This window comes from Halomonas sp. E14 (genome assembly GCF_052568415.1).
In genome coordinates this window covers 3,082,582-3,106,767 of the sequence record NZ_CP199423.1, presented here as the reverse complement: position 1 = coordinate 3,106,767, position 24,186 = coordinate 3,082,582, and the positions used below count along the sequence as shown (strand labels likewise).

At 63.9% G+C, this 24,186-nt stretch carries 22 protein-coding genes and 1 pseudogene; 10 read left to right on the top strand and 13 right to left on the bottom strand.

Going from position 1 to position 24,186, the window contains the following annotated elements; all coding sequences use genetic code 11:
* Window positions 1-17 precede the first annotated feature (17 nt).
* Complete coding sequence (locus ACT7B3_RS14455; protein WP_445158432.1) at window positions 18-1,211, bottom strand: MFS transporter; 1,194 nt, start codon at window positions 1,209-1,211, stop codon at window positions 18-20.
* A complete protein-coding gene (locus ACT7B3_RS14450) occupies window positions 1,208-1,774 on the bottom strand; it encodes a TetR/AcrR family transcriptional regulator (protein WP_445158431.1) in 567 nt (188 codons plus the stop codon). Before ACT7B3_RS14450 ends, ACT7B3_RS14455 begins: the two co-directional genes overlap by 4 nt.
* Before the next feature lie 213 nt (window positions 1,775-1,987).
* Here ACT7B3_RS14450 and ACT7B3_RS14445 point away from each other — a divergent pair, with 213 nt between their 5' ends.
* Window positions 1,988-3,019 carry an Acg family FMN-binding oxidoreductase gene (locus ACT7B3_RS14445; RefSeq protein ID WP_445158430.1) on the top strand — a complete coding sequence of 344 codons (1,032 nt, stop codon included), beginning with the start codon at window positions 1,988-1,990 and terminating at the stop codon, window positions 3,017-3,019.
* Between the two features lie 9 nt (window positions 3,020-3,028).
* On the opposite strand, the gene ACT7B3_RS14440 is transcribed toward ACT7B3_RS14445, so the two are convergent.
* Window positions 3,029-3,517 carry a pyridoxamine 5'-phosphate oxidase family protein gene (locus tag ACT7B3_RS14440; RefSeq protein ID WP_444676842.1) on the bottom strand — a complete coding sequence of 163 codons (489 nt, stop codon included), beginning with the start codon at window positions 3,515-3,517 and terminating at the stop codon, window positions 3,029-3,031.
* Between the two features lie 230 nt (window positions 3,518-3,747).
* Here ACT7B3_RS14440 and trxC point away from each other — a divergent pair, with 230 nt between their 5' ends.
* On the top strand, window positions 3,748-4,182 hold the full coding sequence (gene trxC, locus ACT7B3_RS14435) for a thioredoxin TrxC (RefSeq protein ID WP_444676843.1): 435 nt from the start codon (window positions 3,748-3,750) through the stop codon (window positions 4,180-4,182).
* A gap of 11 nt (window positions 4,183-4,193) precedes the next feature.
* Here the strand turns inward: trxC and ACT7B3_RS14430 are convergent, their stop codons facing one another.
* Window positions 4,194-4,862, bottom strand: coding sequence for a 5'-methylthioadenosine/S-adenosylhomocysteine nucleosidase (locus ACT7B3_RS14430; protein WP_445158429.1), 669 nt, complete (start codon window positions 4,860-4,862; stop codon window positions 4,194-4,196).
* Here ACT7B3_RS14430 and ACT7B3_RS14425 point away from each other — a divergent pair.
* Complete coding sequence (locus tag ACT7B3_RS14425; RefSeq protein ID WP_445158428.1) at window positions 4,861-6,006, top strand: SDR family oxidoreductase; 1,146 nt, start codon at window positions 4,861-4,863, stop codon at window positions 6,004-6,006. The genes ACT7B3_RS14430 and ACT7B3_RS14425 overlap by 2 nt on opposite strands.
* Here ACT7B3_RS14425 and ACT7B3_RS14420 read toward each other — a convergent pair.
* Both ACT7B3_RS14420 and ACT7B3_RS14415 read right to left on the bottom strand, forming a co-directional pair.
* A complete protein-coding gene (locus ACT7B3_RS14420; protein WP_445158884.1) occupies window positions 6,001-6,192 on the bottom strand; it encodes a helix-turn-helix domain-containing protein in 192 nt (63 codons plus the stop codon). The two genes, ACT7B3_RS14425 and ACT7B3_RS14420, sit on opposite strands and share 6 nt — an antisense overlap.
* Window positions 6,169-6,376: pseudogene (locus tag ACT7B3_RS14415) on the bottom strand (thioredoxin-disulfide reductase); the annotation flags it as partial. The gene ACT7B3_RS14420 and the pseudogene ACT7B3_RS14415, both read right to left, overlap by 24 nt.
* 107 nt (window positions 6,377-6,483) lie before the next feature.
* On the opposite strand from ACT7B3_RS14415, the gene ACT7B3_RS14410 reads away from it, so the two are divergent.
* The 3 genes from ACT7B3_RS14410 (at window position 6,484) to ACT7B3_RS14400 (ending at window position 8,468) form a co-directional block, all read left to right on the top strand.
* Window positions 6,484-6,699 (top strand): DUF2945 domain-containing protein, encoded by a 216-nt coding sequence (locus ACT7B3_RS14410; protein WP_444676848.1) that lies wholly within the window; start codon window positions 6,484-6,486, stop codon window positions 6,697-6,699.
* Between the two features lie 216 nt (window positions 6,700-6,915).
* Complete coding sequence (gene tehB, locus ACT7B3_RS14405; RefSeq protein WP_445158427.1) at window positions 6,916-7,482, top strand: tellurite resistance methyltransferase TehB; 567 nt, start codon at window positions 6,916-6,918, stop codon at window positions 7,480-7,482.
* Between the two features lie 98 nt (window positions 7,483-7,580).
* Complete coding sequence (locus ACT7B3_RS14400) at window positions 7,581-8,468, top strand: DUF6544 family protein (RefSeq protein WP_445158426.1); 888 nt, start codon at window positions 7,581-7,583, stop codon at window positions 8,466-8,468.
* Window positions 8,469-8,480: 12 nt separating this feature from the next.
* Here the strand turns inward: ACT7B3_RS14400 and ACT7B3_RS14395 are convergent, their stop codons facing one another.
* Both ACT7B3_RS14395 and ACT7B3_RS14390 read right to left on the bottom strand, forming a co-directional pair.
* On the bottom strand, window positions 8,481-9,161 hold the full coding sequence (locus ACT7B3_RS14395; protein WP_445158425.1) for an RES family NAD+ phosphorylase: 681 nt from the start codon (window positions 9,159-9,161) through the stop codon (window positions 8,481-8,483).
* Window positions 9,158-9,559, bottom strand: a complete 402-nt coding sequence (locus ACT7B3_RS14390; RefSeq protein ID WP_445158424.1) for an antitoxin Xre-like helix-turn-helix domain-containing protein — start codon at window positions 9,557-9,559, stop codon at window positions 9,158-9,160. Before ACT7B3_RS14390 ends, ACT7B3_RS14395 begins: the two co-directional genes overlap by 4 nt.
* Before the next feature lie 218 nt (window positions 9,560-9,777).
* Here ACT7B3_RS14390 and ACT7B3_RS14385 point away from each other — a divergent pair, with 218 nt between their 5' ends.
* Complete coding sequence (locus ACT7B3_RS14385) at window positions 9,778-10,068, top strand: nucleotidyltransferase family protein (protein ID WP_445158423.1); 291 nt, start codon at window positions 9,778-9,780, stop codon at window positions 10,066-10,068.
* Window positions 10,061-10,423 carry a HepT-like ribonuclease domain-containing protein gene (locus ACT7B3_RS14380; RefSeq protein WP_445158422.1) on the top strand — a complete coding sequence of 121 codons (363 nt, stop codon included), beginning with the start codon at window positions 10,061-10,063 and terminating at the stop codon, window positions 10,421-10,423. The genes ACT7B3_RS14385 and ACT7B3_RS14380 overlap by 8 nt, the downstream gene beginning before the upstream one ends.
* A 23-nt stretch (window positions 10,424-10,446) precedes the next feature.
* On the opposite strand, the gene ACT7B3_RS14375 is transcribed toward ACT7B3_RS14380, so the two are convergent.
* Together ACT7B3_RS14375 and ACT7B3_RS14370 are read right to left on the bottom strand one after the other, a co-directional pair.
* Window positions 10,447-10,572: a DUF4236 domain-containing protein gene (locus tag ACT7B3_RS14375; RefSeq protein ID WP_445158421.1), complete on the bottom strand. Its 126-nt coding sequence runs from the start codon at window positions 10,570-10,572 to the stop codon at window positions 10,447-10,449.
* Window positions 10,573-10,590: 18 nt separating this feature from the next.
* Entirely contained in the window at window positions 10,591-11,400 is an 810-nt protein-coding gene (locus ACT7B3_RS14370) for a potassium channel family protein (protein ID WP_445158420.1), read from the bottom strand.
* Between the two features lie 743 nt (window positions 11,401-12,143).
* On the opposite strand from ACT7B3_RS14370, the gene ACT7B3_RS14365 reads away from it, so the two are divergent.
* The gene (locus ACT7B3_RS14365) at window positions 12,144-13,430 is read left to right on the top strand and encodes an AAA family ATPase (RefSeq protein ID WP_445158419.1); all 1,287 of its coding nucleotides are present in this window, start codon (window positions 12,144-12,146) and stop codon (window positions 13,428-13,430) included.
* 4 nt (window positions 13,431-13,434) lie between these two features.
* Window positions 13,435-14,100, top strand: coding sequence for an RloB family protein (locus ACT7B3_RS14360; protein WP_445158418.1), 666 nt, complete (start codon window positions 13,435-13,437; stop codon window positions 14,098-14,100).
* A 270-nt stretch (window positions 14,101-14,370) separates the two neighbouring features.
* On the opposite strand, the gene recD is transcribed toward ACT7B3_RS14360, so the two are convergent.
* From recD to recC, 3 genes are read right to left on the bottom strand one after another with little or no spacing between them, the layout of a single operon-like run.
* Window positions 14,371-16,725: an exodeoxyribonuclease V subunit alpha gene (recD, locus tag ACT7B3_RS14355; RefSeq protein ID WP_445158417.1), complete on the bottom strand. Its 2,355-nt coding sequence runs from the start codon at window positions 16,723-16,725 to the stop codon at window positions 14,371-14,373.
* Window positions 16,722-20,504, bottom strand: a complete 3,783-nt coding sequence (recB, locus tag ACT7B3_RS14350; RefSeq protein ID WP_445158416.1) for an exodeoxyribonuclease V subunit beta — start codon at window positions 20,502-20,504, stop codon at window positions 16,722-16,724. The genes recD and recB overlap by 4 nt, the downstream gene beginning before the upstream one ends.
* Window positions 20,501-24,151, bottom strand: a complete 3,651-nt coding sequence (gene recC / locus ACT7B3_RS14345) for an exodeoxyribonuclease V subunit gamma (protein ID WP_445158415.1) — start codon at window positions 24,149-24,151, stop codon at window positions 20,501-20,503. The genes recB and recC overlap by 4 nt, the downstream gene beginning before the upstream one ends.
* Between the last annotated feature and the right edge of the window lie 35 nt (window positions 24,152-24,186).

Sequence of the window (24,186 nt, the reverse complement as noted above, 5' to 3'; positions counted from 1 at the left end):
GCTGCCCAAGGCCGCGGTCACTGGCGCTCGCAACTCGCCTGGCGGCACTTCGCCCCCGCTACGCGCAGCCACCACACTCCCAGCCCGGCAACGGCCAGCCCCAGGGCGGAGAAGAGCCAGAAGGTGGTGGTGTGGCCTTCAGCTTCGACCAGCCAGCCGGCCAGCGGCGAACCGATGACCTGGCCGACCGACGTGGCAAGCAGCGGCAGCACCGGGCCGAAGGCGGGCGATTCGGCCATGATCTCGATGCTCCTGACCAGGTGGAAACCGGTCAGGGTCATGTAGCCGATGCCGAACAGGGCCGCCGATACCAGCGCCAGGACGAAGCTGCCGGGCGCAACGGCCAGCAGGACCAGGCCGGCGGACAGCACCACTAGCCCTACCGCGTGGCTGGCAGCCTGACCGATGCGCGCGATGAGATCGCCGGCGCCGCCGCCTGCCAGCCCCCCAACGCCCACCGCCAGCCACATCCAGGCGGTCTGGCTCGGCCCCAGCCCGCCGGCGGCGATCGCCGCATCGGGCGCGAATACCCAGTAGGCCGCGCTCACACAGCCCATGCCGGCGGCCAGGCCACTCAGCCGGGCGATGGCGTGCCACTGGTCTCGGCTCACCGGCAGGGCCGCAAGAGAAAGCCGCGGTGGCTGGGTTGTGCGATCCTCATGGGGCAGGAGCAGGCAGGCAGCCAGGGCGCCCAGGGCCGCCAGGGCGGCAAACCCGAGATAGGCGCTGCGCCAGGCCTCGGCCCAGATCAGCACCGCGGGCATGGCCAGCGCAATGCCCACACTGGTGCCAGCGTTGATGGTGGCATTAACCCGCCCGCGCAGCCGGGAGGGCACCGTTCGGGATACCGCCTGTGCCATTGCCGGCGAGGAGAGGCCGGTGCTGACGCCGCAGACCAGCACGCCCGCGGCCAGCAGCAGCGAGGAGGGTGCCACGGCAATGGCGACCAGCCCGACCCCGGCCAGGCCGGCGGCGGCGATGCCGGCACGGCGAACCCCCAGGCGCTGGGTAACCCAGGGAGCGGCCAGGATGGCGAAGACGAAGCTCAAAAACGGCAGGGCGCCGATGACTCCGGCCATGGTGGAAGAGATCGTCAGCTCATCGCGCATGGCAGGCAGAAACAGGCCGAACACGAAGCGCGCCAGCCCATAGGTGATAGCGATGATCCCGCTGCCGAGCGCCGCCATGCCGAGGGGTGAGAGGCGCATCATGGTGTCTCGCTGCGGGCCGCGGCGAGCAGGGCGTCGACCACTGCCCGAGTGTCCGTCAGGCCCGCCCGCATGCCCAGCAGCACCACCGCCGTGTTGCTGCCTTCCAGCACCAGGAAGAGACGGCGCGCCAGGTCGGTGGCGTGCGCCAGGCCATCGCGTGCTACCGCGACTTCGAGGCGGGCCAGCAGCTCGCGCTTGGCGGCTGTTGCCAGGGCATGGATCTCGGCGCTGTGCCCGGCGAACTCGCCCATCGCCTTGACCAGGATGCAGCCCTGCTGGCTGCACTGCGCCAGCCAGCGGCCGTGAGCCTCGACCAGCGCCAGGGTCGCCTCGCCCGGCAGTGCGGCGGCACTGGCCGCCTCCAGGCTGGCCATGAAGCGTTCATGGCGGGCCTGCAGCACCGCCGCGACCAGCGCCTCCTTGGAGTCAAAGTGATTGTAGAGCGTCATGCGCACCACTCCGGCCGCCGCCACGATGCGGTCGATGCCGGTGGCGTGAAATCCCTCCTCGTAAAAGAGTCGCTCGGCCGTGGCGAGCAGCGCGTCGCGCTTCGAAGCTGGCATTCGCATGTGCTCCTGTTTCTCAATGTTTATATAGACCGGTCTATCTAAATATGACTCTATCTAAGACCACGAAGGGGAGCGTGTCAAAAGCGTCATGCCTAGGAGTGTCTGCGACGAGCAGCCTGACGTTCTGGTCTTTTTCCCGGGTGGTTAGCCGCTAAACTGAGGCAAGCAGGGGACTTCGGCAGCGGCGTGGGCAGGGTGGGACGAGCGATGAACTACGAACAGGTAGTGGCGAGTCTGTGGCGTCATGGCAGTGGGCAAGCAACCGATCGAGCCGCGCGGCTGAACGAACTCATTCGCTATGCCACCCTGGCCCCTTCGGGGCATAACACCCAGTGCTGGCGCTTCAGAGTCGCGGATGAGGCCATCACCATCCTGCCGGATCTCACGCGGCGCACCCCAGTGGTCGATCCGGACGACCACCATCTCTACGTTTCGTTGGGCTGCGCCGCCGAGAATCTTAGCCTGGCTGCGCAGGCGCTCGGCATGCAGGGCGAGGTCTCGTTTCATGCAGAAGGCGATGGAGAAGTACGCGTCACGTTGGCACCCTGCCCACCGGAGCGCTCCCCACTGTTCGAGGCTATCCCGGCCCGCCAGTGCAGCCGCAGCGACTACGACGGCTTGCCCGTTACCGACCAGGAGCTCTACCTCCTTCAGGGCGCCGGAACAGGAAAAGGGGTATCCATCAGCCTGCTGACCGAACGGCCGGCGATAGAGCAAGTCCTAGCCTTTGTGCTTCAGGCCAATGGCCGGCAAATTGCGAACCGGGCATTCCGAGAGGAGCTAGAAGCCTGGATCCGCTTCGGTGAGCGCGAGGCCCTCGAAGCCGGGGATGGGCTCTTTGCGCGTGCGATGGGGAGCCCGCCGACTCCGCGCTGGCTCGGCAGATGGCTATTCCGCGCCCTGTTTCGACAAGGCGCCGAAAGCGCCAAGGTGGCCCGCCAGGTACGCAGCTCCGCCGGCATTGCCGTGTTCATCTCGGAGAGCGATGACAAGGCCCACTGGGTGGAAGCCGGGCGCTGCTATCAGCGTTTCGCCCTGCAGGCCACGGCACTCGGCATCTGCAACGCCTTCATTAACCAGCCGGTAGAGGAGGCCAGCGTACGCCCGGCGTTCGCCGAAGCCTTGGGCATCGTAGGCGGGCGCCCCGACCTGGTGGTGAGGTTCGGCCGGGGCAAGGCAATGCCGCGCTCCCTACGGCGACCGGTGGAAGCGGTTCTCATGCCCGGGGGCATGGCATGAAGCGGGGGCTCAGCCGCCGAACTTCTCGTTCTCGCCCACGTTGGGCTTGGCGTCCTTCTTGAGGTTGGCCTTGGCGAACTCATAGAGCTGGAACACCTTGCTCTCCTTGGCCTTCCAGTGCTCGCCCATGGTCACCTTTACCTCCAGCATGGCGACGTCCGGGTCGTCCTTGCCTTCGGTGAACCAGGCGGCCACGAACGGGTTCCAGTACTTCTCGATCAGCTCGCGATCATCGGTCAGGTTGGCGGTGCCGGAGAGCGAAACGTACACGCCCTTGTCGGGGTCGGCAAAGCTCAGGCAGACCTCATGGTCGCGGTCGGTTTCCGACACTTTTTCGGCGCTGCGCCGGGTGAAGAACCACAGGGTGCCGTCGTACTCCTTCTGCACCAGATGCATCGGTCGCGCGCGCGGCATCTCGCCGTCCAGGGTAACCAGCATGCCGACCTGAATCTCCTCGATCAGCTTCCATATCTTCTGTTTGTGCTCCGGGCTGGACATGTGTCGACCTCCTGTCGAATCGCGTGGGTAACAGGGTTTCAGCCTAGCTAGCCGGGCCAACCCCGGCAAACGGAGCAATGAATCGAATTCGCTTCCTATCGGCGCATGGGAAGCGCCGAATGCCTCTACCGTTCGGCTCACCGGAACCTGCCGGCAAGACCCTGCTTGGCTTTACTTTGCGGCCAGAAGCCTCCATATCCATACTTATCCCACCTATCCGGAGCCCCACCATGTCCGACTCCCTGCACCTGGCCTGCCCCCACTGCCAGGCGATCAACCGCGTGGCCACGGCGCGCCTGGCCGCCTCGCGCTGTGGCAAGTGCAAGCAGCCCATGTTCACCGGCGCGCCGCTTGAGCTCACTGGCGCCAACTACACGGCGCTGATCGAGCGCAGCGAGCTGCCGGTGGTGGTGGACTTCTGGGCCGGCTGGTGCGGCCCGTGCAAGATGATGGCGCCGGTGTTCGCCCAGGCCGCCGCCGAGCTGGAGCCGCGCATCCGCTTCGCCAAGCTCGACACCGAGGCGGAGCCGACCCTGGCTGGGCGCTTCGGCATTCGCAGCATTCCCACCCTGATCGTGTTCCAGCAGGGGCGTGAGATCGCCCGCCAGGCCGGGCTGATGCAAGGGCCGCAGCTCAAGCACTGGCTTAAACCCTTCCTGGCCTGATACCCCAAAGGTCAGCGATCCAGCAGGCCTTCGGCCAGCGCCTCGCCAAGCCGGTCCACGGCGGTGGCCAGCTTCTCGTCGATGACATGCAGGTACTCCGTCCAGTCATCCACGTGGTGCAGCTCCGCCTTGCCGTCTGAGATACCGCGCAGCGCCACCAGCAGCACCCCGAAGCGGGTGCAGGCGCGCAGGCAGGCGTAGCTCTCCATGTCCACCATGTCGGCGGCGATGGCGGCATAGGCCTCGCCCGAAACGATGTTGGCGCCGGTGGAGAGCGTGGCCTCGGCAATGCCGGGGATGCGCAGCGGCAGCGGAACGATCGCGGGCAGGTCGAGAAAGGGCGTGGAGCCCTTCTCGAAGCCCAGCGGCGAGGCGTCCATGTCGCGGTAAGCCACGGAGGTCGCCTGATAGACCTCGGCCTGCTCCAGCTTTCGGCTGCCCGCCGAGCCCAGCGACACCACCAGATCCGGCAGCCGCCCTTGCTGGGCAAGAGTGGCCAACGCCGCGGTGAGTTCCACCGCCGCCTCCACCGGGCCAATGCCGGTCATGAGCGGCGTGAAACGCTGCCTGAGGTGTGGGCCGTACTCGGCCTCGGCCGCCATCACGAAAAGCACGTGGCGGCTGCCGAGAGCCGTCAGCCTGTGCTCGTCGTGGTCATCGGTTCGGTTATCTGACGTCATGGAGTTGCTCATCGACGCTGTACGCCTTGGCATGGGGGTGGGTGTTCCACTGTACTGGCTCGCCATGCGATATGCCGCTGTCGGGCAGGGCTTGGCCATGCATGGCGCCTTCCCGGTGGGCAAATCTCGCTCGACCTTGCCAAGGATCAATATCACCAAGTGGGAAAAGGCCGATAAACGAGCGAAGGCGAGGCTCGCCGACGCCGGGCAAAGCCCTGGGCTGCGCTGGCCCTGTCGTGCCACCGTTGCTGACCCCTTCGTTCCCGTCGCCCCTGCTTCTGGGCACGGCTTCCCACTTGAAAAGGTAAGTGCTGTGAATAAAACCGTCTTGATCACTGGCGCAGCGTCGGGCATGGGCAAGGCCACTGCGCTGCTGCTCGCCGAGCATGGTTATACCGTCTATGCCGGCATCCGTAATGACAGCCAGGCGCTGCTCGACGAGGCCGGCCAGCGCGGCCTGACTGTCCATACCGTTCCGCTGGATGTGCAGGAGACTGCGTCGATTCGAAACGCCGTGCAGCACGTTATCGAAAAAGAAGGGAAGCTCGATGTACTGGTTAACAATGCCGGCTTCGGACTTCTTGCCAGCCTGGAAGAAGGTACCGACGAGGAAATCTTCAAGCAGTTCGACGTGAATGTCTTCGGCTTGATCAAGACGACCCGTGAAGTTCTGCCGCATATGCGCAATGCCGGCAGCGGCGTGATCATCAACATTTCCTCCTTCCTGGGCAAAATGGGCCTGCCCCTGCTCTCGCACTACAATGCCAGCAAGTACGCGGTCGAAGGCATCACCGACTCGCTGAGGTTCGAGGTTGCCCCCTTCGGCATTCGAGTACATTCCGTTCTGGCCGGCCTGTTCGGCACCAACTTCGTGAAGAAAGGCCTTGTCGCCAACAGCCGCACGACCGGCGAAGACTCCCCCTACCAGGCGCTGGTCTCCCATCTCGTGCCGATCGTGGCCAAGGCCATCAATGAAGGCCCCGACCCGCTGCCGATCGCGCAGGCCGTGAAGTCGATCATCGAGAACGAGGAGAGCGAGATCGCCGTCAAGGTTGGCCAGGAGGCGGAGCTGTTCGTGCCCATGCGCAAGGAGATGGACGACAAGGCTTTCGAAGCGAAGATAAAGGAAACCTTCGGACTATAAGCCGCCTGTCGGCGGCGCCTCGACGATGTCGATACGCCCGCGGGAGAGGTGTGGCCATCCTCGGCGCTCGAACTCCTTGAGCAGGCGGCTCACCACTTCCCTGGCCGTGCCCAGCTCCACGGCCAGGGTCTGGTGGGTGATGTGCAGCGGGCTCTGGGCGGCGCGTTCGGCGTCCAGTGCGGCCATGCAGCCCATGCCGGCAGACGTGTCGCCTGGCGGTAGACGTGATCCGTCACGTCGCCCGCCGCGAACACGCCGGGCACCGAGGAGGCCGTGGCGTTGCCGGCAAGCCCGCTGCGTACGCGGATGTTGCTGTCGATCATGGCCAGCTACCGCGAAACAGCTCAGTGTTGGGCTTGTGGCCGATGGCCCCCGGCCGCAGCGGAACCCCTTGTCGCGTTTGCCGGAAGCGTGCCGCCCGGGGGCTGCCTGAACTACGCTTCACTCCGTTGAACCCTTTTCGTCATGAGGTGAACCATGGCCAAGCGATTCAAGGTGGGTGACCACGTGAGCTGGAACTCCGAGGCGGGGCGTGTCAGCGGCAAGATCATCCGCGTCCATACCCAGGACACGGAGTACAAGGGACACCGGCGCCACGCCAGCGAGGATGAACCGCAATACGAGATCAAGAGCGACAAGACCGAACACATTGCCATGCACAAGGACTCGGCGCTGACCAAGAAGGACGACTGACAAGTGGGATGAGGGGCGGTCCCAGGCAAGTGATCGCCACACAAGGCGCTGCGCTTCCCCAATGCTCAAGGTCGAGCGAGTGGGGAAGGGCTCAGGCGCAGTGGGGCTGAATGGATGACATGGAACAATACTAGAGTGAAATGTTCGGGTATTGCGCTCGGCGCCAGTGACCATCGTAGTACCATGCGCCCTCTTATTGAGCCCCAGGTGAGCATCATGACTTCCAATCTTAACAGCCGTTATGGCCTGAGCCCTGCGCATAGCGAAGTGGTAGAAGCGTGCAAGTTGATCGCGCCATGCAGCGCCCTGGATATGGGCTGCTCCAACGGGCGTAATGCGCTATACCTGAGCGAGCTTGGCTTTGACGTGACGGCAGTCGACAACAATCCCGGTGCCATCAGCATGCTGCAGCAAATTGTGAGCGCTGAAGCGATTGCCAACATCTCGGTTCGGGTATACGACATCCACACGGCGGCGTTGGAAGCGGATTACGACTTCATTGTTTGCACCGTCACCTTGATGTTTCTCAACCCAGCAAGCGTTACCGCCGTGCTTGCCGATATGCAGGCACACACTCGTCCCGGCGGCTATAACCTGATTGTGTGTGCCATGAGTACGCAAGAGCACCCGTGCCCGGTGCCTTTCCCGTTTACTCTTCAGGAAGCCCAACTGCGTGACGCCTACACGGGATGGGAGCTGATCAAATACAACGAAGACTTGGGCACCATGCACAACGGTGTAAAGCTCCAGTTTGCCACCATGCTGGCGCGTAAGCCGGCGTAGAGGCTCTATCTTGTTGCGCTTCAACCTGTGGCGCGTCGGCTGAAGGCTAAAATCTGAAGGCAACGCCGAGAACGGCTGCGGAGCGAAGGAGCAGGCGAATGGCATATCTGGCAGTGGCCGTTACCCTGCTGCTGGCGCTGGTACTCACCGGCGTACTGGCCATGCAGGCCTGGCGAGTGGCCGATAACCGCGCGATGGAGAATTCCTGGGCATGGCTGCAAGCCCAGGCGCCTGCCAGCGTCGACGTGTTCGACCCCGCCATGGTGGAAGGCCTTCCCGACGCCGCCCGGCGCTACTTCCGCTACACCATCGCCCTAGGTACGCCGCTTCACGTGGTCAGCGAAATCCACATGACGGGAGAGATCGGCCTCGGTAGCAAGGAGGCACCCGGCTATCGTCCCATGCAGGCACGCCAGCTACTCGCCCCGCCGCACGGCTTCATTTGGCGGCTCGAACGAGCCGGCGCCGGCCTGATGCAAATGAGTGGCTCGGACGGCATGGCGAACGGCCGCTCCTGGACGCGCTTCTGGCTCAACGCCACGCTGCCCGTCGCCAGGGCCGGGGGCGACGACAACCACCTGCGCGCCTCGTTCGGCCGAGCCGTGGCGGAAGCCGCCTTCTGGGCCCCGGCAGCGCTGCTGCCCCAGCACGGAGTGCGCTTGGAAGAGGCCGGAGTGCGCTGGGAAGAGACCGGCGAGCCCAATCTGGCGCGTGCGATCATCACCCACGGCTCCCTGGAACAAGCCATAGAGATCGCCGTGGCCGAGAACGGCCAACCGCGCTGGGTACAGTTCCAGCGCTGGAGCGATGCCAACCCCGAGAAGGAGTGGCGACTCCAGCCCTTCGGCGGCTACCTCGACGACTTCCAAAACTTCGAAGGCTTCACCCTGCCCACCCAGGTCGAGGCGGGCAATCACTTCGGCACCGAGGCGTACTTTCCGTTCTTTCGGGTTAGTGTGGAGGCGGTGCGGTTTTCGGTGCCGTAGCGAGCCCCAGCCTCACTCCACTAATCGCAGCTCGAGGACATGGCGAATCCGCTCGCCGTCCCACTCGTAGCCTAGGTGCCGGCCCTGCCATGTAGCCGACAATACCGGTGGGCGTAGCACCGCCGCACACTCACCGTCCGGATCACGCACGCTTGGGTAGACAATCCCATCGGCATGGGACGCCCAGGCCTTGCGGCCAAACGCCTGGCCCGCACTCCAGTCATCAGGATCCAGCAGAGGGGCGGCCCCCGGTGGGTTGTCGCGCAAGCCGAAGAGTTCGCCCTGTAGGTCTGCCAGGTAGACCCGCTGCTGGAGCTGCATGGGCGGCTCATTGGATTCCTGCATGAAGCGCTCGGCACGATAGCGGGTTTCCGCGATGGCCGTGGCCTCGGTCAAGGCACAGTAATAGGCGCCAAAGGTGCCATCGGTGAAGCGGGAACCGTGTTCGCTGAAGTGACAGAACGCCGCCATCACCGGCGTCCAGCCGGGGCCGTATCGGCGGTCATCATCGCGTACCAGGTGAATCGCCCCGGCCTGCTCTCGCAGGCGTGCCGAGGTTTCTCCCTCGAGTTCCTGAAGCAGCTCCCAATCGTCAGGTGCCGCGACGCGCTCGAACAAGTCGATAGGCGGGAAACGCGAAGGAATGATTCGGTAGCAGGGGCGCCAGCTGACGGGGGAGAGCGGAAACGTCACGCATGGCCCCCGCCTCGGGCCGTATCGAGGTGCTGGCGGACCACATAGAGATCCTGCACCAGGCCGCTGCGCAGCCGATCAAGGGGCGACTGGCCCGCAAACAGGGGATTGTGATTGGGCCGGCGCAGCCAGGAATCCGCCGCGTCGGCTCGCGGCAGCAGGATCTGCAGCGCCTTGTAGATCCCCAGGATCAGCGACATGCGCTCGAGCTGATTGACGTCGAGGCGGGCCGCCGTGGGCTGCTTGCGCCAGCGCCGATAGGTCGACTCCGGCACGCCAAGCAGCAAGGCGGCTTCCTGCTCCTTCAGCCCCCAGTCGTTGGCGATGTTGGGGTAGGTACGCATCGCCGCAGCGCTCATGTGCTGGCGTTTTGCGGCGGGTAGTTGAGGTAGGGCCATGATGACCTCCTTCGCCAAATGGCGGATATAAGAGATTATCGACCAAATGGCGATGGCCTGCCACTGACCGAGTAGGTGTCGAAAGCCACCGCGACAACGATGCTGCGGCAACCTATCCCTAAAGCAGCCCTAGGCCGCCACCCATGCTAGGCTAGGCTGAGCCATGGGCTGCCATAGTTATCGTTGCCGAAGGCACAACGCTGTTGAGGTAGCGCAAAATGAACAGAACCGAGACGTTACAGCTGTTGCGAGAACACCTGCCGTCGCTATCCAGCGAGTATGGCGTCACCTCGTTGGCGCTTTTTGGTTCCATGTCGCGTGATGAGGCTCGCGATGACAGCGATATCGATATCCTGGTGAGCTTCGACGGCCCGGCTACCTCGGCGCGTTATTTCGGTGTGCAGTTCTACCTGGAGGATCTGCTAGGTCATCCTGTAGATCTTGTGACCGATAAGGCGCTGCGCCCTGAGCTAAGACCCCATGTGGAGCGTGAGGCAGTGCGTGTCTGATTCTCGTCTCAAGCGTGAATGGCGCTTCTATATCGATGACATGATCGGCTTTGCTGAGAAGGTCCTGTCCTATACTGAGGGCTTGGATCAGGATAGCTTCACCGTCCATGACCTCACCTACGACGCCACACTGCGAAATCTCGAACTGATCGGCGAAGCGGCGACCCATATCCCACTTACAGTTCGTCAGCAGTATCCGGACATTCCCTGGCGGATGATCATCGCTACCAGAAATCGATTGATCCATGCCTATCTTGGGATTGACGACGATACCGTATGGAGCATCATTCAGGACAATATTCCCGAATTATTGGAACAGCTACGTGAAGTCAAAGGCTCCAAGGAAGCCGAATAGCAGTGTAGTGCCTGCTCCATGTTCTACGCAGCTTGATCGTCATGGATGGCGTCGGCCTTTTGGTATCCTTTCCTCCCGATCCCGCTTTTGCTGAGGTTCAGGCTTATGCCTGGCGCAATACGGATGCGCCGACGAAATCGAAGTGCCATTCTCCGCTCCTTGTCTTGTCACTTGTTGTTGTTGTTTTCAGACTGCTCCCGACGCTTCTGCATGACATCGCTGAATGCTGCGGCCAGGATGCCGGTCGGCATGGCAATCATGCCAATGCCGACGATGGCGGTCAGGCCTGCAAACAGCTGCCCAGCCGCGGTTATCGGTGTCACTTCTCCATAGCCCACCGTAGTGAGGGTGGCCACGCTCCACCACAGCGCCCTGGGAATGCTGCCGAAGGCCTCGGGTTGGTGGCTGGCTTCCAGGACATAGATCACGCTGCTGGTGACGATCAGCAGCGCCACCGCCACCATCAGGCTTACCGTGAGTTCATAGCGCCGCCCGCGCACCGCTGAATAGAGATCGCCGATCGCGTTGGAGAAGCGCCCCAGGCGCGCGAGCCTGAGCAGCCGGATCAGCTTGAGCAGACGCAAGGCGAAGGCGTTGACTGCCCCCATGGTCAGGAAGAAAGGCAAGATAGCGAGTAGATCGAAGATCGCCCATGGGCTGACCATGAAGCGTAAGCGCCCAGCCAGCCCTCGATAGCGAGGATCTTCACCAGCCGCGATCACGCGCGCGACGTACTCCACCAGAAAAGCCAAGGCCAGCACTGCCTCAGCGGTGACGAAGAGGCTTGGCGCAAGCGCTCGGACAACTGGCTCCGTCTCCAAAATGGTCAGTGCTGTTGCGAGGACTATCAGAACGGCGATGAAGCGGTTGGTGATCGACAGCCCAGGGGCTTGGCGAGCGGTGGGCTCGAGCATCAGGTAAAGGCGACGGCGCCAACCCGCATAGGGGCTGGCCTTCTGGCTATCTAATTGCTGCATGCGTCCCCCTATCCCGTCGCCAGCTGACCAGTACAAGGCTCTCAGCCCCATTGCAAAAACGAATGGGAACGCAGCTTTTTTAACATACTGCTCATACGCAAGAGTTAGCGCTATGCCAACGCTTCCGCCGAGCCCTATGCGGCTCGGATGGCATGTCGGAAGGCCGCTTCTGGCTCAGCGTCACACTACTCGTCGCCAGGGTTGGGTCGAAGACAGCCAACCGCGCTGGGTGCAGTTCCAGCGCTGGAGCGACGCCAACCCCGAGAAGGAGTGGTGACTCCAGCCCTTCGGCGGCTATCTCGACGACTTCCAAACTTCGAAGGCTTCACCCTCCCCACCAGAGTCGATGGTGGCAATCATTTCGGCACGGATGCGTACTTTCCTTTCTTCCGGGTGGGGGTGGAGGAAGTGCGGTTTGCGATGCCGTAGCGAGCCCCAGCCTCACTCCACCAGTCGCAGCTCGAGGACATGACGAATCCGCTCACCGTCCCACTCATAGCCGAGGTGCCGGCCCTGCCATGTGGCCGACAATACCTGCGGGCGTAACACCGCGGCACACTCAGCACCCGGCTCACGCACACTTGGTTAGACGATCCCATCGGCGTGGGGACTCCCAAGCCTTGCGGCCAAACGCCTGGCCCGCGCTCCAGTCATCCGGGACCTCAGGGCTGGTCGAAGTCGGTTTTAAGTGCTATTTTTGACAAAATATGTCAAAAACGCTGTCCAGTTAGAGGGCGGGTGGTATGTTAATTGAATTCAGTGCGGCTAATTTCCGCTCAGTGCGTGAGAGGCAAACCTTAAGCTTGACCAAAGCAAAGGGTGATGAACTACTTGAAAAGAATACTTTTCAAGTTAAGGCGGCCAATGATTTTTCTTTGTTAAGGTCCGCAGTTCTTTATGGCGCAAATGCTAGCGGTAAAACTAATTTTTTTCGCGCTTTGCAAATCATGAAGAGAGTAGTGGTGGAGTCAGCCTCAAGCCAGCAGCGCGGTGATCCTTTACCTGTTTCCTCTTTTTTATTAAGTGAGAAAACAAAGGATAAGCCTAGTGAGTTTGAGGCTGTCTTTATTGTAGAAGGTGTCAGGTATCAATATGGATTTTCCGCTACTACAGAAAGGATTCATGAGGAATGGTTATTAGCTTATCCCAGAGGGCGAGCACAGAGATGGTTCGGTAGGGAATGGGATGGCAAGAGAGAAAAATATAATTGGGAGTTTGGCGGACACTTGCTCGGCGAAAAACAGGTGTGGCAAAAATCGACCAGAGATAATGCTCTTTTTCTATCCACAGCCGTGCAGCTAAATAGCCATCAACTGCAGCCGATTTATGATTGGTTCAAAGAAACGTTAAGAATGGGTGATGTTGGAGGGTGGGGTTTAGGATATAGCGCGACTTTGTGTGAAAAAGAAGACAAAGATAAGATTTTGAACTTCCTCAAGGCTGCGGACTTAGGGATTGAAGACGTGAAGGTGGAGGCAAATCCATTTGATCCTGATTCTTTGCCGAATGATATGCCTCAAGGGTTGAAAGAGCAAATTGCTAAAGAGATGAAGGATAAAAAAATCCTTGATATTAGAACAATTCATAAAACGGTCGAAGGTAAGGATGTGGCTTTTGATATTGATGAGGAATCTGATGGGACTCAGCGGCTATTTGGCTTCGCGGGGCCATGGATTGATTGCCTTGAAAATGGGTATGTGCTGTTTATTGATGAGCTTCATGACAGTTTGCATCCTAAGTTAGTGCGTTTTTTAGTTGATCTTTTTAATAGCGGAGTTTCAAATCCTAAGAATGCGCAGCTGGTTTTTACTACGCATGAAACCTCTATTTTGAGTCAAGATGTTTTTAGGCGGGATCAGATTTGGTTTTGTGAGAAGACGGCTGATTACTCTACTGAATTGTATCCGCTTACAGATTTTAGTCCTCGAAAAGGTAGGGAAAATCTTGAGATTTCTTACCTATCGGGGCGTTACGGAGCAGTGCCTTATGTTAAGAGCTTGATTAACTCCTTTGGCATCGGTGCGAGTTGATATCATGGGGACAGATAATATTTTCCATAAGCGCAAGGCGAAGTCGGCAAAGAATCTGTCACGAAAAAAGCCTAGGCGAGATCCATACGAGAAAATTCTTATCGTATGTGAAGGTGAGAAAACCGAGCCAAACTATTTTCGCGGTATCTTGGAATACTACAAGCTAAGTTCTGCAAATATTGAAATCACTAGCGAGGGCGGGTCGAGTCCAATGGGGATTTGGCGATTTGCACAGCAACGCTACAGAGAGGATAAGGACTTAGGCGATGCTTTTGATAAAGTGTATTGTGTTTTTGATAAGGATAGTCATGCGAGTTATTATGATGCCTGTCGGGCTATTAGTGAGTCATCGCCAGAAGAAACATTTTACGCTATTACCTCTGTTCCTTGCTTTGAATACTGGTTGTTGTTACATTATGTTTACACAACTAAGCCTTATGTTTGCCAGAAAGGTAAAAGCGCTGCCGTCCAGTTAGAAGAAGAGCTGAAGAAATATATTCCTAATTACAAGAAGGGTGGGGAAGGATATTTCCTTGATTTGCTTGAGCAGTTGGAGCAAGCAAAGGCATTTTCTAAACGTTCTTATGAAGATGCAAAAAGGGCTAAAATTGACAACCCCTCTACGAATATTCATGAATTGGTTAGTTTTCTACAGAATATCAAGAGGTGAGGAGATTTGTCGCATGGAGCTTAAGTGGCATGTGAGGTGATGTAGTTTGGTTGGAATTGTATCTCGTTAAATGGTGGTTTTATAAAGGATTGTGTTAGCTTGTATGTTTACACTAAAGCCCGTCAGGCCATAGTCGTTTTTTAGGTGTTACAGCCGAGCGTCAGACACACGTTCTATAACCCACCGGGGGCACTATGACCACTTTGCTTTCAGCAGCCGACTGTCAGGTAAATACCGTCACACTTCAGTTAGTGTGGAACATCGGCTTACCTACAACCACCCCAACCCACTCACCCTCACCACCTCCCTCGTCACCGCCTCATCCAGCATCCCGCGGCCCGTCTCCACCAGCGTGAGCCAGTCCCTTGCGCGGGTGATGCCGGTGTAGACCAGCTCCCGGGTGAGGATGGGGTTGGGGGCGTCGGGAAGCAGCAGGGCGGTGTGGGTGAATTCCGAGCCCTGAGATTTGTGTACGGTCATGGCGAAGACGGTTTCCACCGCTTGCAGGCGGCTGGGCAGTACCCACTTGATGTCGCCGCTGCCGTCGCTGGCGGGGAAGGCGACGCGCAGCAGGGTGCGGCCGGGTGTGTCGGTGGCGCTGCGGGCTTCGGGCACGGCGAGGGTGATTCCGATATCGCCGTTCATCAGCCCCAGGCCGTAGTCGTTGCGAGTGACGAGCACCGGGCGGCCTTCGAACCAGCCCTGTTCCAGTTCCAGGTCGCTGGCCTTGAGCCAGCCGGCGCGGCGCAGTGCCCGGCCGATGCGCGGGTTCAGCCCTTCGATTCCCCAGGGGCCTTTCCTGAGCGCACACAGCAACTGGAAATGGCCATGGGCGGCGAGTACCTGGCGGGCCCAGTCGTCGTAGGATTGGCGCGCTTCGCCTTCGCCGAAGTAGGGCTGCGTGGGACGTACCGCCTGCATCACGTCCAGGTAGTGGGCGTAGCCTCGGGGCGGGGCGATGGGCTCGCCGCGGCGGTCGTGGCGGCTTTCGCCGCTGTTGATGAAACCGGCCGGGTTGCCGTTCACCACCAGGCGATCCAGCGCCGGGTCTTCGGCGTCCGCCAGGGCGAGGCGGGCGATGTCGGCGTACCCCTGCTGTAAGATCTCCCGTACCGCGCGTTTCTTCTCTTTCTGGCCCTCTTTCTCATTCTGACCGGAACCGAGCGGGCGATTGACCGCTTCGGCGAGCTGGCCGATGCCGCTCTTGGTATCGAAGCGGTGGCTCACCCGCAGCATGGCGATGGCCTGGTCCAGCGGCTGGCCGGTTTCGTCGTGGTAGCGTTCTGGAATCGGCGTGCCGGTCACCCGTTGCAGCCAGTCGCAGGTGGCCGGGGTGTAGTGGCCGCCTTCGGCGCGCTGGCACAGGTCGCCGAGCACGGCGCCGGCCTCCACCGAGGCGAGCTGGTCCTTGTCACCGAGCAGGATCAGCCGCGCCTTGGGCGGCAGGGCGGTGAGCACGGCGGCCATCATCTCGATATCCACCATCGAGGCTTCGTCGATCACCAGGGCGTCCAGCGCCAGCGGGTTGCCGGCATGATGGCGGAAGTGGCGGGTATCCGGGCGCGAGCCGAGCAATCTATGCAGCGTAGTCACTTCGGTGGGAATGTTGTCGCGCAGGGTTGAGATATCCACACCCTGTTGGCCCACGGCGGCGGCCAGTTCCACCAGCGAAAGCCCCTGCACCTGCTTGGCGATGGATTCGTTGAGCCGGGCGGCGGCCTTGCCGGTGGGGGCGGCCAGGCGGATGCGCAGCGGGCGCGGGGCGGTGCCGGCGGGTGCGGTTTCGCCCAGGGCCAAGGCCTGCAGCAGGGCGAGCAGCTTGACCACGGTGGTGGTCTTGCCGGTGCCGGGGCCGCCGGTGATCACGGCGAAGCGCGAGCGGCTGGCCAGCGCACAGGCGGCCTGCTGCCAGTCGAGTTCATGCCCCGGGGTGAAGAGTGCCGCCAGCGCCCGGGCCAGGGTGACGGTATCGGCTTCTGCCTCGGTGGTGGCAGTAAGTCGGCTGCCGATCAGGCCGCGAATGTCCTGCTCGTACTGCCAGTAGCGGCGCAGGTAGAGCCGCACGTTGCCGTCGCGCTCGCTGCGCACCAGCGGAGTGTTTCCCGGTGGTTCGCTTCCATCCGCCACCAGGGCAGGGTGGTGCAGGGCAGCATGCCAGGTGGCAAGATCCAGCTCGGCCAGCAGGTCGCTGGGCAGCGGCGGCGGGTCGCTCAGGTCGTCGCCTTCCGGCGGCAGCGAGAGCGCCAGGTCGGGGGCGGCGAGAGTCTGGGCGAGATCGAGGCACACGTGGCCGCGGCCAAGCTGATGGCTGGCCAGCGCCGCGGCGAGCAGCAGCAGGGGCGGGGCGTCGCTCACCTCGCGCTGGAAGAAGCTCGCCAGTGCACGATCCAGTGCGCGCAGCCAGCCGCGCTCCACCCAGCGGTCGAGCAGGGCGAACAGCGCCTGGGTGTCGTGAAGCGCGGCTTGGGCGTTGCCCTGCGTGGCTTGGTGCGGTTCCGGCTCGGCTTGGAGCGGTTCAGGTTCGGCGCCCTCGTCGGCTGCCTGGTGGCTGCCTGCGGGTTCCTCTCCGAGATCGGCGAACAGGTCCGGGGTAGCGTCGTCGTGGTGCTTGCTGCGCTTGCTCATGCCGGCGCCTCCGTGGTGGTGCGGGTGCCTGCCGCCCGGGCGTCGCCCTGGAACAGTGCATCCAGCGCTTCGATCAGCTCCCGCGGGGGGCGCTCGGCGTGTACGCCGCGGCTCTCCGCATTGGCGCCCCGGAGAAAGACGGTGAGCGAGCCGCCGATATGGCGGTCGTAATCGTAGCCCGGCAGGCGCGCCTTGAGCAGCCGGTGCAGGGCCAGCAGGTAGAGCGCGTACTGCAGGTCGTAGCGCTTGGCGGCCACCGCCTGGCGCATGGCCTCCTGGCTGTAGGCGCTGTCGTCCGGCCCCAGGTGGTTCGATTTCCAGTCGGCCACGTAGTAGCGCCCATCAAATTCGAACACCAGATCGATGAAGCCCTTGAGCATGCCGTTGAGGGTGTCGGCATCCAGCGCGGGGCGGGGCAGGCCGGCACCCGAGCCGTTATCCGGGCTTGCCAGTGTGTAAGCACTTACGAGGGCGTCCAGCCGACGGGTGTCGACCTGGCGCGAGGCGAACCAGAACTCCATCTCGACCTGATAGCTCGTCAGCGCTTCGAGCCTGAGGCTGCCCGCGCCGTTGGGCAGCGGCAGCGGGGCGGCGAGCAGGGTGCCGAACCAGGCGTGCAGGGTGTTCAGCCACGGTTGCCAGCCGCGCACCTGGCAGCGCCGCGCCAGGGTCTCCTCGCGCAGGGCCGGGTCGCGGGCCACGCGGGCGAAGCCGTGCTCGCCGGCCCATTCCAGAATGCCGTGCAAGAATGTCCCAGGCCCGGGACCTCTGGGGAACCGATGTAAGGAAGGCAACGGTTCGCTCTGGCCGCTGTCGCGGGGCTCCTCCAGCACCTCCAGTGCGGTGGCCTCCATGGCGGTGGCGGGTTCCGGCAGGCTGCCGCTCCGCTGCGCTTCGCTGTCATGGGGCTTAACAGGTGAGTCAGTCCTTACTGGGGCGCTGGCCGATTCGACGCTGACGATCTCACCGGAGAGTCGCAGCGCCGAGTAGCTGGCAATCCACCAGTGTTCCCGGGCGGGGCGCGTAGGGGTGCGCGCTTCGCCAAGGGCGTCGTCGCGCTCGGTACGGGTAACGATCTGGGCGTGGGCCGGCGGCGCCGGGGCGATCTCGATGGCGGCGCAGTCGCCCTTGAGCCGGATAAGCGCCTCGCTGAATCCGGTGGGGCCGAGCAGGTCGCCGTTGGCCAGCAGCTGGCCGATGGCGCTCCCTTCGCCGCCCTTGAGCGGGGCCATGCCGAGCCAGGTGGCGTGGCGCGCACGGGTCAGCGCCACGTAGAGCTTGCGCAGGTCCTCGCCCAGGCGTTCGCGGTCGACGGTGGCCAGGGTCTCCTCGTCGGCTTCCAGGCTGATGCGCAGGCGGCCCTCGGCGTCGTGCCAGCGCAGCGGCGAGTCGTCCTTCTTCGTCGGGCGGTGGTTACAGATGAAGGGCAGGAACACCAGCGGGTACTCCAGCCCCTTGGACTTGTGAATGGTGATGACCTGCACCAGGTCGGCGTCGCTCTCCAGGCGCAGCTTATGGGTGTCGCCGTGGTCTTCGGGGTTGGCGATGGCCTCGGCGAGAAAGCGGATCAGCGCGTGTTCACCGTCGAGTTCCTGGCTGGCGTGTTGCAATAATTCCCCTAAGTGCAGCAGGTCGGTAAGTGCTCTCTCACCGTCGCTGGCAGGCCCCCAGGCGAGCAGACGCGTAGCCACGTCGAAGTCGTGGATGATCTTGCGCACCAATGGCAGCACACCCTGGCGCTGCCACAGCCGATGGTAGTCGCGGAACTGCAGCACGCGGCCTTCCCAGGCCAGTTCGTCTTCGTTCAACCTGTCCAGCGTAGCGATATCGAGTCCCAGCACCGAGGTGGCCAGGGCGGTACGCAGTAGCCTGTCGTCGTCGGGCGCCGCACAGGCACGCAGCCAGGCGTCGAGCTGGGGGGCGACCGGCGAGGCGAACACCTTGTCCTTGTCCGAGAGGTAGACGCTCTTCACCCCGCGCCGGGCCAGCGCCTGGCGGATCGAGCGCGCCTCGCCCAGGCCGTTGACCAGCACCGCCATGTCGGAAGGCTTGAGCGGCTGCAATTCACCCTGCTCGTTGCGGAAGCCGGCACTGCCGCTTAGCCCCTCGTTGAGCAGCTCCACCATGGTGGAGGCGCAGCGCTCGGCCATCTCCTGCTGGTAGGCGGTCTTGGAGAGCGGCTCGTCGCATTCGAGCTGCCACAGGGTCATGGCCGGCAGCGGCTGGCCCTGGCGGGTGAGTGAGTCCTTGCGTCCTTTGGCGCCAACCGCATTGAAAGGAACGGGGTTTCCCTCGGGCGAGTTGAACAGGAAGGCGCCGGGCGGGTGCGCTTCGGCAAATGCGAAGCAGCGGTTCACCGCTTCGACCATCTCGCGGCTGGAGCGGAAGTTGGTGCCCAGGGTGACGTGGCGGCCTTGGGTGTCGCGGCGAGCGCGCAGGTAGGTATGGATGTCGGCGCCGCGGAAGGCGTAGATCGCCTGCTTGGGGTCGCCGATCAGAAAGACGCCGCACTCCGGGCGGTTCTCGCGGATGCGGTACACGCAGTCGAAGATGCGGTACTGCACCGGGTCGGTGTCCTGGAACTCGTCGACCAGGGCGACCGGGAACTGGCGGCGGATCTGTGCGCCCAGCGCCTCGCCGTTGGGGCCGGTGAGCGCCCGGTCGAGATGGGTGAGCAGCTCGTTGGGGCCCATCTCGGCGCGGCGCTCCTGCTCGCGGTCGAGCCGCGCCCGGCACCAGTGCACGGCGTGGGTGAGCAGGTCGGCGTAGGGATCGGGCAGGGCGTTGAGTTCGTCCTGGAGCTTTTCCAGCGCAGCCAGCGCCGGGTGATCCGGCGGCTCGCCCTTGAGCCAGATATCGGCCATGCCCTGGGGCGTGAGGCGCTTCCAGGCGGCCTCGGTCAGGCCGGGCCAGGTGGCCTCCCCTTGGCACCATTCACGCAGGGCACCGAGCCAGTTGGTGCGGCTTCTGGCGTTGAAGCTCTGGCCCTTGAAGGCCTTCTGCTGGGCGGCCTCTTCGAACAGCGCCTCGCACTCGTCCACCCACTTGGGCCAGGGGGCCTTGAGCTGGGCCAGGCGCTCGGCGGTTTCGCGGCTGGCGTTGGCGATGGTCTCGGCCGGGGGCGGGGCGTGCTTGTTCAGTGCCTCGGCTTCGGGCATCAGGCCGCGCACGGCGGCGTGGAGCTGCTCGGGCGTGCTCCAGTGGCGCACCACGCTGGCCAGCTCGTCGATGCTGAGTGGGTAGTAGAAGCTGCGCCAGTAGTCGCGCACCACCTCGAGCTCCAGCTCGCTCTGGTCGTTTTCCAGGTTGAGCGAGAACAGGCTGCCGCTGTCGAAGGCGTGCTCGCGCAGCATGCGATAGCACCAGCTGTGGATGGTGGAGACGGCGGCCTCGTCCATCCATTCGGCGGCAAGCTGCAGGCGCCGGGCGCAGGCGGGCCAGGAGGCGGGATCGTATTGAGCGCGTAATTGAAGCAGCAGATCGTCGCCCTCGGCACCTTGCGCCGGTTGCAGAAAAACATTAGCCGCCTCCACCAGCCGCGCACGGATACGCTCGCGCAGCTCCTGGGTGGCGGCGTTGGTGAAGGTGACGACGAGGATCTCGGGCGGCGTGAGCGGGCGTTCGAAGGCGGCCTCGTCGTTGGCCGAGCGGGCGCCGAGTACCAGGCGCACGTAGAGCAGGGCGATGGTGAAGGTCTTGCCTGTGCCCGCGCTGGCTTCGATCAGCCTGCTGCCATGAAGCGGAAACGACAATGGATCCAGCTGCGTGACCTCGCTCATGCCTGGCTCCCCGTTGCCTTCTTCCCGCTCTGTTTCTTGTCACTCTCTTTCTTGTCGCCTTTCACGGCCAGATGCACCGGGGCGAGCAAGCGCTCGGTGAGTTCGGCGAAGCCGAGCCTGTCCTGGCGGGCTTCATAGAGCGCGGTGAAGCTGGGCCAGCGGTGGGCGAGGTAGGCGTTGCGGCCCGCCTCGCCGGCGTTGAAGGCGTCGCCGTTGTAGGTGCTGGCGGCGGCGCGCCAGGCGTCGCTGTCACGCTCGCTCTCCGGGGTGCCCAGCTTGCTCAGCCACACGAAGGCGGTGTCGCAGGCCAGCGGCAGCGGCACCTGCATGCCGGCCTGCCAGGTACGGACGATCTCGCGCAGGTGGCCACGAGCGGCTTCCGGATCGAGGGGCGGCAGGGTGACTTCGCCGGCCTTGGAAAGCAGCAGGCTGGTCATGGGCCGGTCGTTCAGATGCCCGGCCAGGTGCGCGACCCAGTGGCGCAGGATGTGCGACCAGCGGTACTTGCCCTTCTTGACCAGGCTGCTGCTGGCGAGCACCAGGCGGCAGCGCTCGCCCGACTCACTCTCGCGCAGTTCGTCGAGCCAGTCTTCGATGGGCGGGGCGCCGGGCGCGTCGAGCTGCACCGGCTCGGGCTCCTCGATGGCGCGGGGCCAGGCGTCCAGCGCTTCCTCGTAGGCTTCGAACAGTGCGTCCATCGGTTCGCTGAGCTGTTCGCGCATGCGCTCGCCGAAGGCGCCCATGGCCAGCACGCCTTGGCCCTGCAAACGGTCGAGGGTGTCGAGCAGCACGGGCAGGCGCTCGCGGCCTTCATCCACGGCACGGCGCTGCTCGCGGATCAGCAGGTCCTGTAGCTGCCAGTTGGCGAGGCCGTCCAGGTCGAAGGGCTCGTGGTCGAGACTGACGATGCCTTCGCGTTCCAGGAAGACCTTGAGGCGCGTGGTGAAGAAGGCGCGGGCCGGGTCTCTCAAAAAGCTCCCTAGCTGCGTGATAGTCAGCGGGGCGTCCTGGGTGTATGGCGTCAGCTCGAGGGGCGCCGCTGCCGGGGCCGCTTCGCCGTGCGCATGTCCATGAATTTCGCGCCACTCATGGGCGAAGGTGAGCAGCCGCCGGGCGGCGACGCTGCGCTCGGCCTGCTGCGCCGCGCTGGGGAAGTAGCGGCGGCTGAACGGCTGCAGCGGGTGCTCGGTGGTGAGGGCGGCGAGCAGGTCGCTGCCATCGCTTGTGCGCCAGCCGGCCTGTAGATGATCGCGCAGCTGGCCGACCAGCACCGAGGGCGGCTTTTCGCTGTTGTCGACGATGCTGCGGCCCACCCAGCTGACGTAGAGCTGCTCCCGGGCGGAGAGCAGCGCTTCCAGGAACAGGTAGCGGTCGTCCTCGCGGCGCGAGCGGTCGCCGGGGCGGTAGTCGCCGTTCATCAGGTCGAAGTCCATCGGCGGGTGGCTGCGCGGGTAATCGCCGTCGTTCATGCCCAGCAGGCACACCCGCTTGAACGGGATGGCGCGCATCGGCATCAGGGTGGCGAAATTGACCGCGCCGGCCAGGAAGCGCTGCGACAGGCTGGGTTCGTCGATCTGCGCCAGCCAGTGCTCGCGCACTACCGAGAGCGGCAGGTCGCGGGTCAACCCGGCCTCTTCGGCGCTCTCCTGCCAGCTCTGCAGCGCCTGTTCGAGCTGGGCCAGCATCAGGCTGTCTTCCGGCGCTTCCGCCAGAAAGCTCGCCTCCAGCAGGGTGCGCAGGCGCGCTACCCAGCCGGCCACGTCGGTGGGCTCGCGCAGGCGGCGCCACTGCTGTTCCAGGGTTTCCAGTAGCGCGGCCAGCGGGCCGGCCAGCGCCGCTTCCAGCCCGCCGATGTCGTCGAAGGGTTCGATGCCCTGCCACGGGCCGCTGGCGGCCTCGCCCACGGCGTAGCCCAGCAGCAGCCGGCGCAGGCCGAAGGCCCAGGTGTTCTGCTCCATGCCGGCGGGCAGGTCGAGGCTGCCGCGCTGGCCGGCGTCGAGCCCCCAGCGGATGCCGGCGCCCTCGATCCAGCGGCGCAGGGTGGGCACGTCCTGCTCGTCGATGCCGAAGCGGGCGCGCAGGGCGGGCACGTCGAGCAGGTCGAGCAGGTCGCTCACCGAGAGGCGCAGCTCCGGCAGGCGCAGCAGTTTCTCCAGCGCGATCAGCAGCGGCAGGCGGTGGCGGCTGCCCTGGTCGGAGAGGGTGAAGGGGACGTAGCGCGGGTCGTCGCGCTCGATCTGGCCAAAGACCGCCTGAACATGCGGCGCGTAGTGGTCGATATCCGGCACCATCACGATCACGTCGCGGGGCTTGAGGGTCGGGTCGGCGCTGAAGGCGGCGAGCAACTGGTCGTGCAGGATCTCCACTTCGCGCTGGGGGCTGTGGGCAGCGTGGAAGACGAGGGAGTCGTCGCGGCTCGGGTCCACCGCCGGCCAGGTCTCGCGGGTTTCGTGCAGCGGGCGCAGCTCGCGGATGTCGTCCTGCAACTGCTGCAGCAGCCGGCCGTCGCCCTCGCGCACGAAGGGCTCGAACAGGTCGATGCGCAGCGAGTCGGCCCGGAACAAGGCCTCGTACTGCTGGGCGTCGTCGTGCTCGTCGAGCAGGCGCAGGTAGTCGCGGCCCTGCTTGCCCCAGGCGGCGAGCAGCGGCTGGGCGTGCAGGTGCAGGCTCTCGGCTCCGTCACCACCGGCGTCGCCAACGCCGAGCACGTCGAGCCGCTCGGGCATGCCGGCCTTGCGCCGCTGGCGGAAACGCTGGGCCCGGAGCAGGTCCTTGTGCTCGATGATGTCGGCCCAGTAGTGCTGGCAGGGGTTGTGCACGCACAGCACCACCTGGCAGCAGCGGGCGATGGCGGCCAGGGCTTCCAGCGCCTGCTGCGGCAGCGAGGAGATGCCGAACACCATCACCCGGCGCGGCAGGCCGGGGGGGCACTTGCCGCCGTGAAGCTCGCGGGCGGCGGCGAGAAAGCGCCGGTGCACCATGGCGCGGCTGGAGGCCACGCCGTCGTCGCCCACGTCCTCGGCAACGCTGTTCACCACGGCACGCCACAGGGCCGGCTGCCAGCGCTGGGTGTCGTCGATGGGGCGCGCTTCGCCGCGGGCGGAGATCAGCACGTCCTCGCCGCGGGACCAGGCCTCGAGCCAGTCGGCGCGGTACACCTGGTACTGGTCGAAAAGGTCGGCCAGGCGCTCGGCGAGCTGGTGGTGCTTGCGCAGGTCGCTGTCGCCTTCGAGAAAGCGGCGCAGCGGGGCGAACTCGTCGCGCGGCATCAGTTCCGGCAGCAGGCGCAGCAGCCGCCACAGCAGGCGCGACTTGTCGAAGGGCGAGGTGGCCGGCACCGCGTTGGGGTCGCCTTCCACATGGTTGAGTACCGCGCGGTAGGCCTGCCACAGGAAGCGCGCCGGCAGGGTGACGTCCAGCGCGGCGGCGATGCCGCTGCCGCCGTCGGCCTCGTCGGCGGCCAGCGCCAGTTTCATCCACTGGCCGATGCCATTGCTCTGCACCAGGATCGTCTCGTTCTCCAGCGGTGCCAGCGGGTGGCGCTTCATCCACGCCACCGCCACGCCGCGCAGATCCTCCAGGCGATTGCCGTGAACGACCATGAAGCCGGGGGTGAGGGCATTCTCCTGGGGGGCGGCGAACGGCATGGCGGGCTTCCTGCGAATGGCGAGACCTCATGGTG

What these genes read in the sequence shown, in the direction of transcription:
- ACT7B3_RS14455 (WP_445158432.1), bottom strand. Translation starts at nt 1,211, where the DNA reads ATGATGCGCCTCTCACCCCTCGGCATGGCGGCGCTCGGCAGCGGGATC.
- ACT7B3_RS14450 (WP_445158431.1), bottom strand. Translation starts at nt 1,774, where the DNA reads ATGCCAGCTTCGAAGCGCGACGCGCTGCTCGCCACGGCCGAGCGACTC.
- ACT7B3_RS14445 (WP_445158430.1), top strand. Translation starts at nt 1,988, where the DNA reads ATGAACTACGAACAGGTAGTGGCGAGTCTGTGGCGTCATGGCAGTGGG.
- ACT7B3_RS14440 (WP_444676842.1), bottom strand. Translation starts at nt 3,517, where the DNA reads ATGTCCAGCCCGGAGCACAAACAGAAGATATGGAAGCTGATCGAGGAG.
- trxC (WP_444676843.1), top strand. Translation starts at nt 3,748, where the DNA reads ATGTCCGACTCCCTGCACCTGGCCTGCCCCCACTGCCAGGCGATCAAC.
- ACT7B3_RS14425 (WP_445158428.1), top strand. Translation starts at nt 4,861, where the DNA reads ATGGAGTTGCTCATCGACGCTGTACGCCTTGGCATGGGGGTGGGTGTT.
- ACT7B3_RS14430 (WP_445158429.1), bottom strand. Translation starts at nt 4,862, where the DNA reads ATGACGTCAGATAACCGAACCGATGACCACGACGAGCACAGGCTGACG.
- ACT7B3_RS14420 (WP_445158884.1), bottom strand. Translation starts at nt 6,192, where the DNA reads ATGGCCGCACTGGACGCCGAACGCGCCGCCCAGAGCCCGCTGCACATC.
- ACT7B3_RS14410 (WP_444676848.1), top strand. Translation starts at nt 6,484, where the DNA reads ATGGCCAAGCGATTCAAGGTGGGTGACCACGTGAGCTGGAACTCCGAG.
- tehB (WP_445158427.1), top strand. Translation starts at nt 6,916, where the DNA reads ATGACTTCCAATCTTAACAGCCGTTATGGCCTGAGCCCTGCGCATAGC.
- ACT7B3_RS14400 (WP_445158426.1), top strand. Translation starts at nt 7,581, where the DNA reads ATGGCATATCTGGCAGTGGCCGTTACCCTGCTGCTGGCGCTGGTACTC.
- ACT7B3_RS14390 (WP_445158424.1), bottom strand. Translation starts at nt 9,559, where the DNA reads ATGGCCCTACCTCAACTACCCGCCGCAAAACGCCAGCACATGAGCGCT.
- ACT7B3_RS14385 (WP_445158423.1), top strand. Translation starts at nt 9,778, where the DNA reads ATGAACAGAACCGAGACGTTACAGCTGTTGCGAGAACACCTGCCGTCG.
- ACT7B3_RS14375 (WP_445158421.1), bottom strand. Translation starts at nt 10,572, where the DNA reads ATGGCACTTCGATTTCGTCGGCGCATCCGTATTGCGCCAGGCATAAGC.
- ACT7B3_RS14370 (WP_445158420.1), bottom strand. Translation starts at nt 11,400, where the DNA reads ATGCAGCAATTAGATAGCCAGAAGGCCAGCCCCTATGCGGGTTGGCGC.
- ACT7B3_RS14365 (WP_445158419.1), top strand. Translation starts at nt 12,144, where the DNA reads ATGTTAATTGAATTCAGTGCGGCTAATTTCCGCTCAGTGCGTGAGAGG.
- ACT7B3_RS14360 (WP_445158418.1), top strand. Translation starts at nt 13,435, where the DNA reads ATGGGGACAGATAATATTTTCCATAAGCGCAAGGCGAAGTCGGCAAAG.
- recD (WP_445158417.1), bottom strand. Translation starts at nt 16,725, where the DNA reads ATGAGCAAGCGCAGCAAGCACCACGACGACGCTACCCCGGACCTGTTC.
- recB (WP_445158416.1), bottom strand. Translation starts at nt 20,504, where the DNA reads ATGAGCGAGGTCACGCAGCTGGATCCATTGTCGTTTCCGCTTCATGGC.
- recC (WP_445158415.1), bottom strand. Translation starts at nt 24,151, where the DNA reads ATGCCGTTCGCCGCCCCCCAGGAGAATGCCCTCACCCCCGGCTTCATG.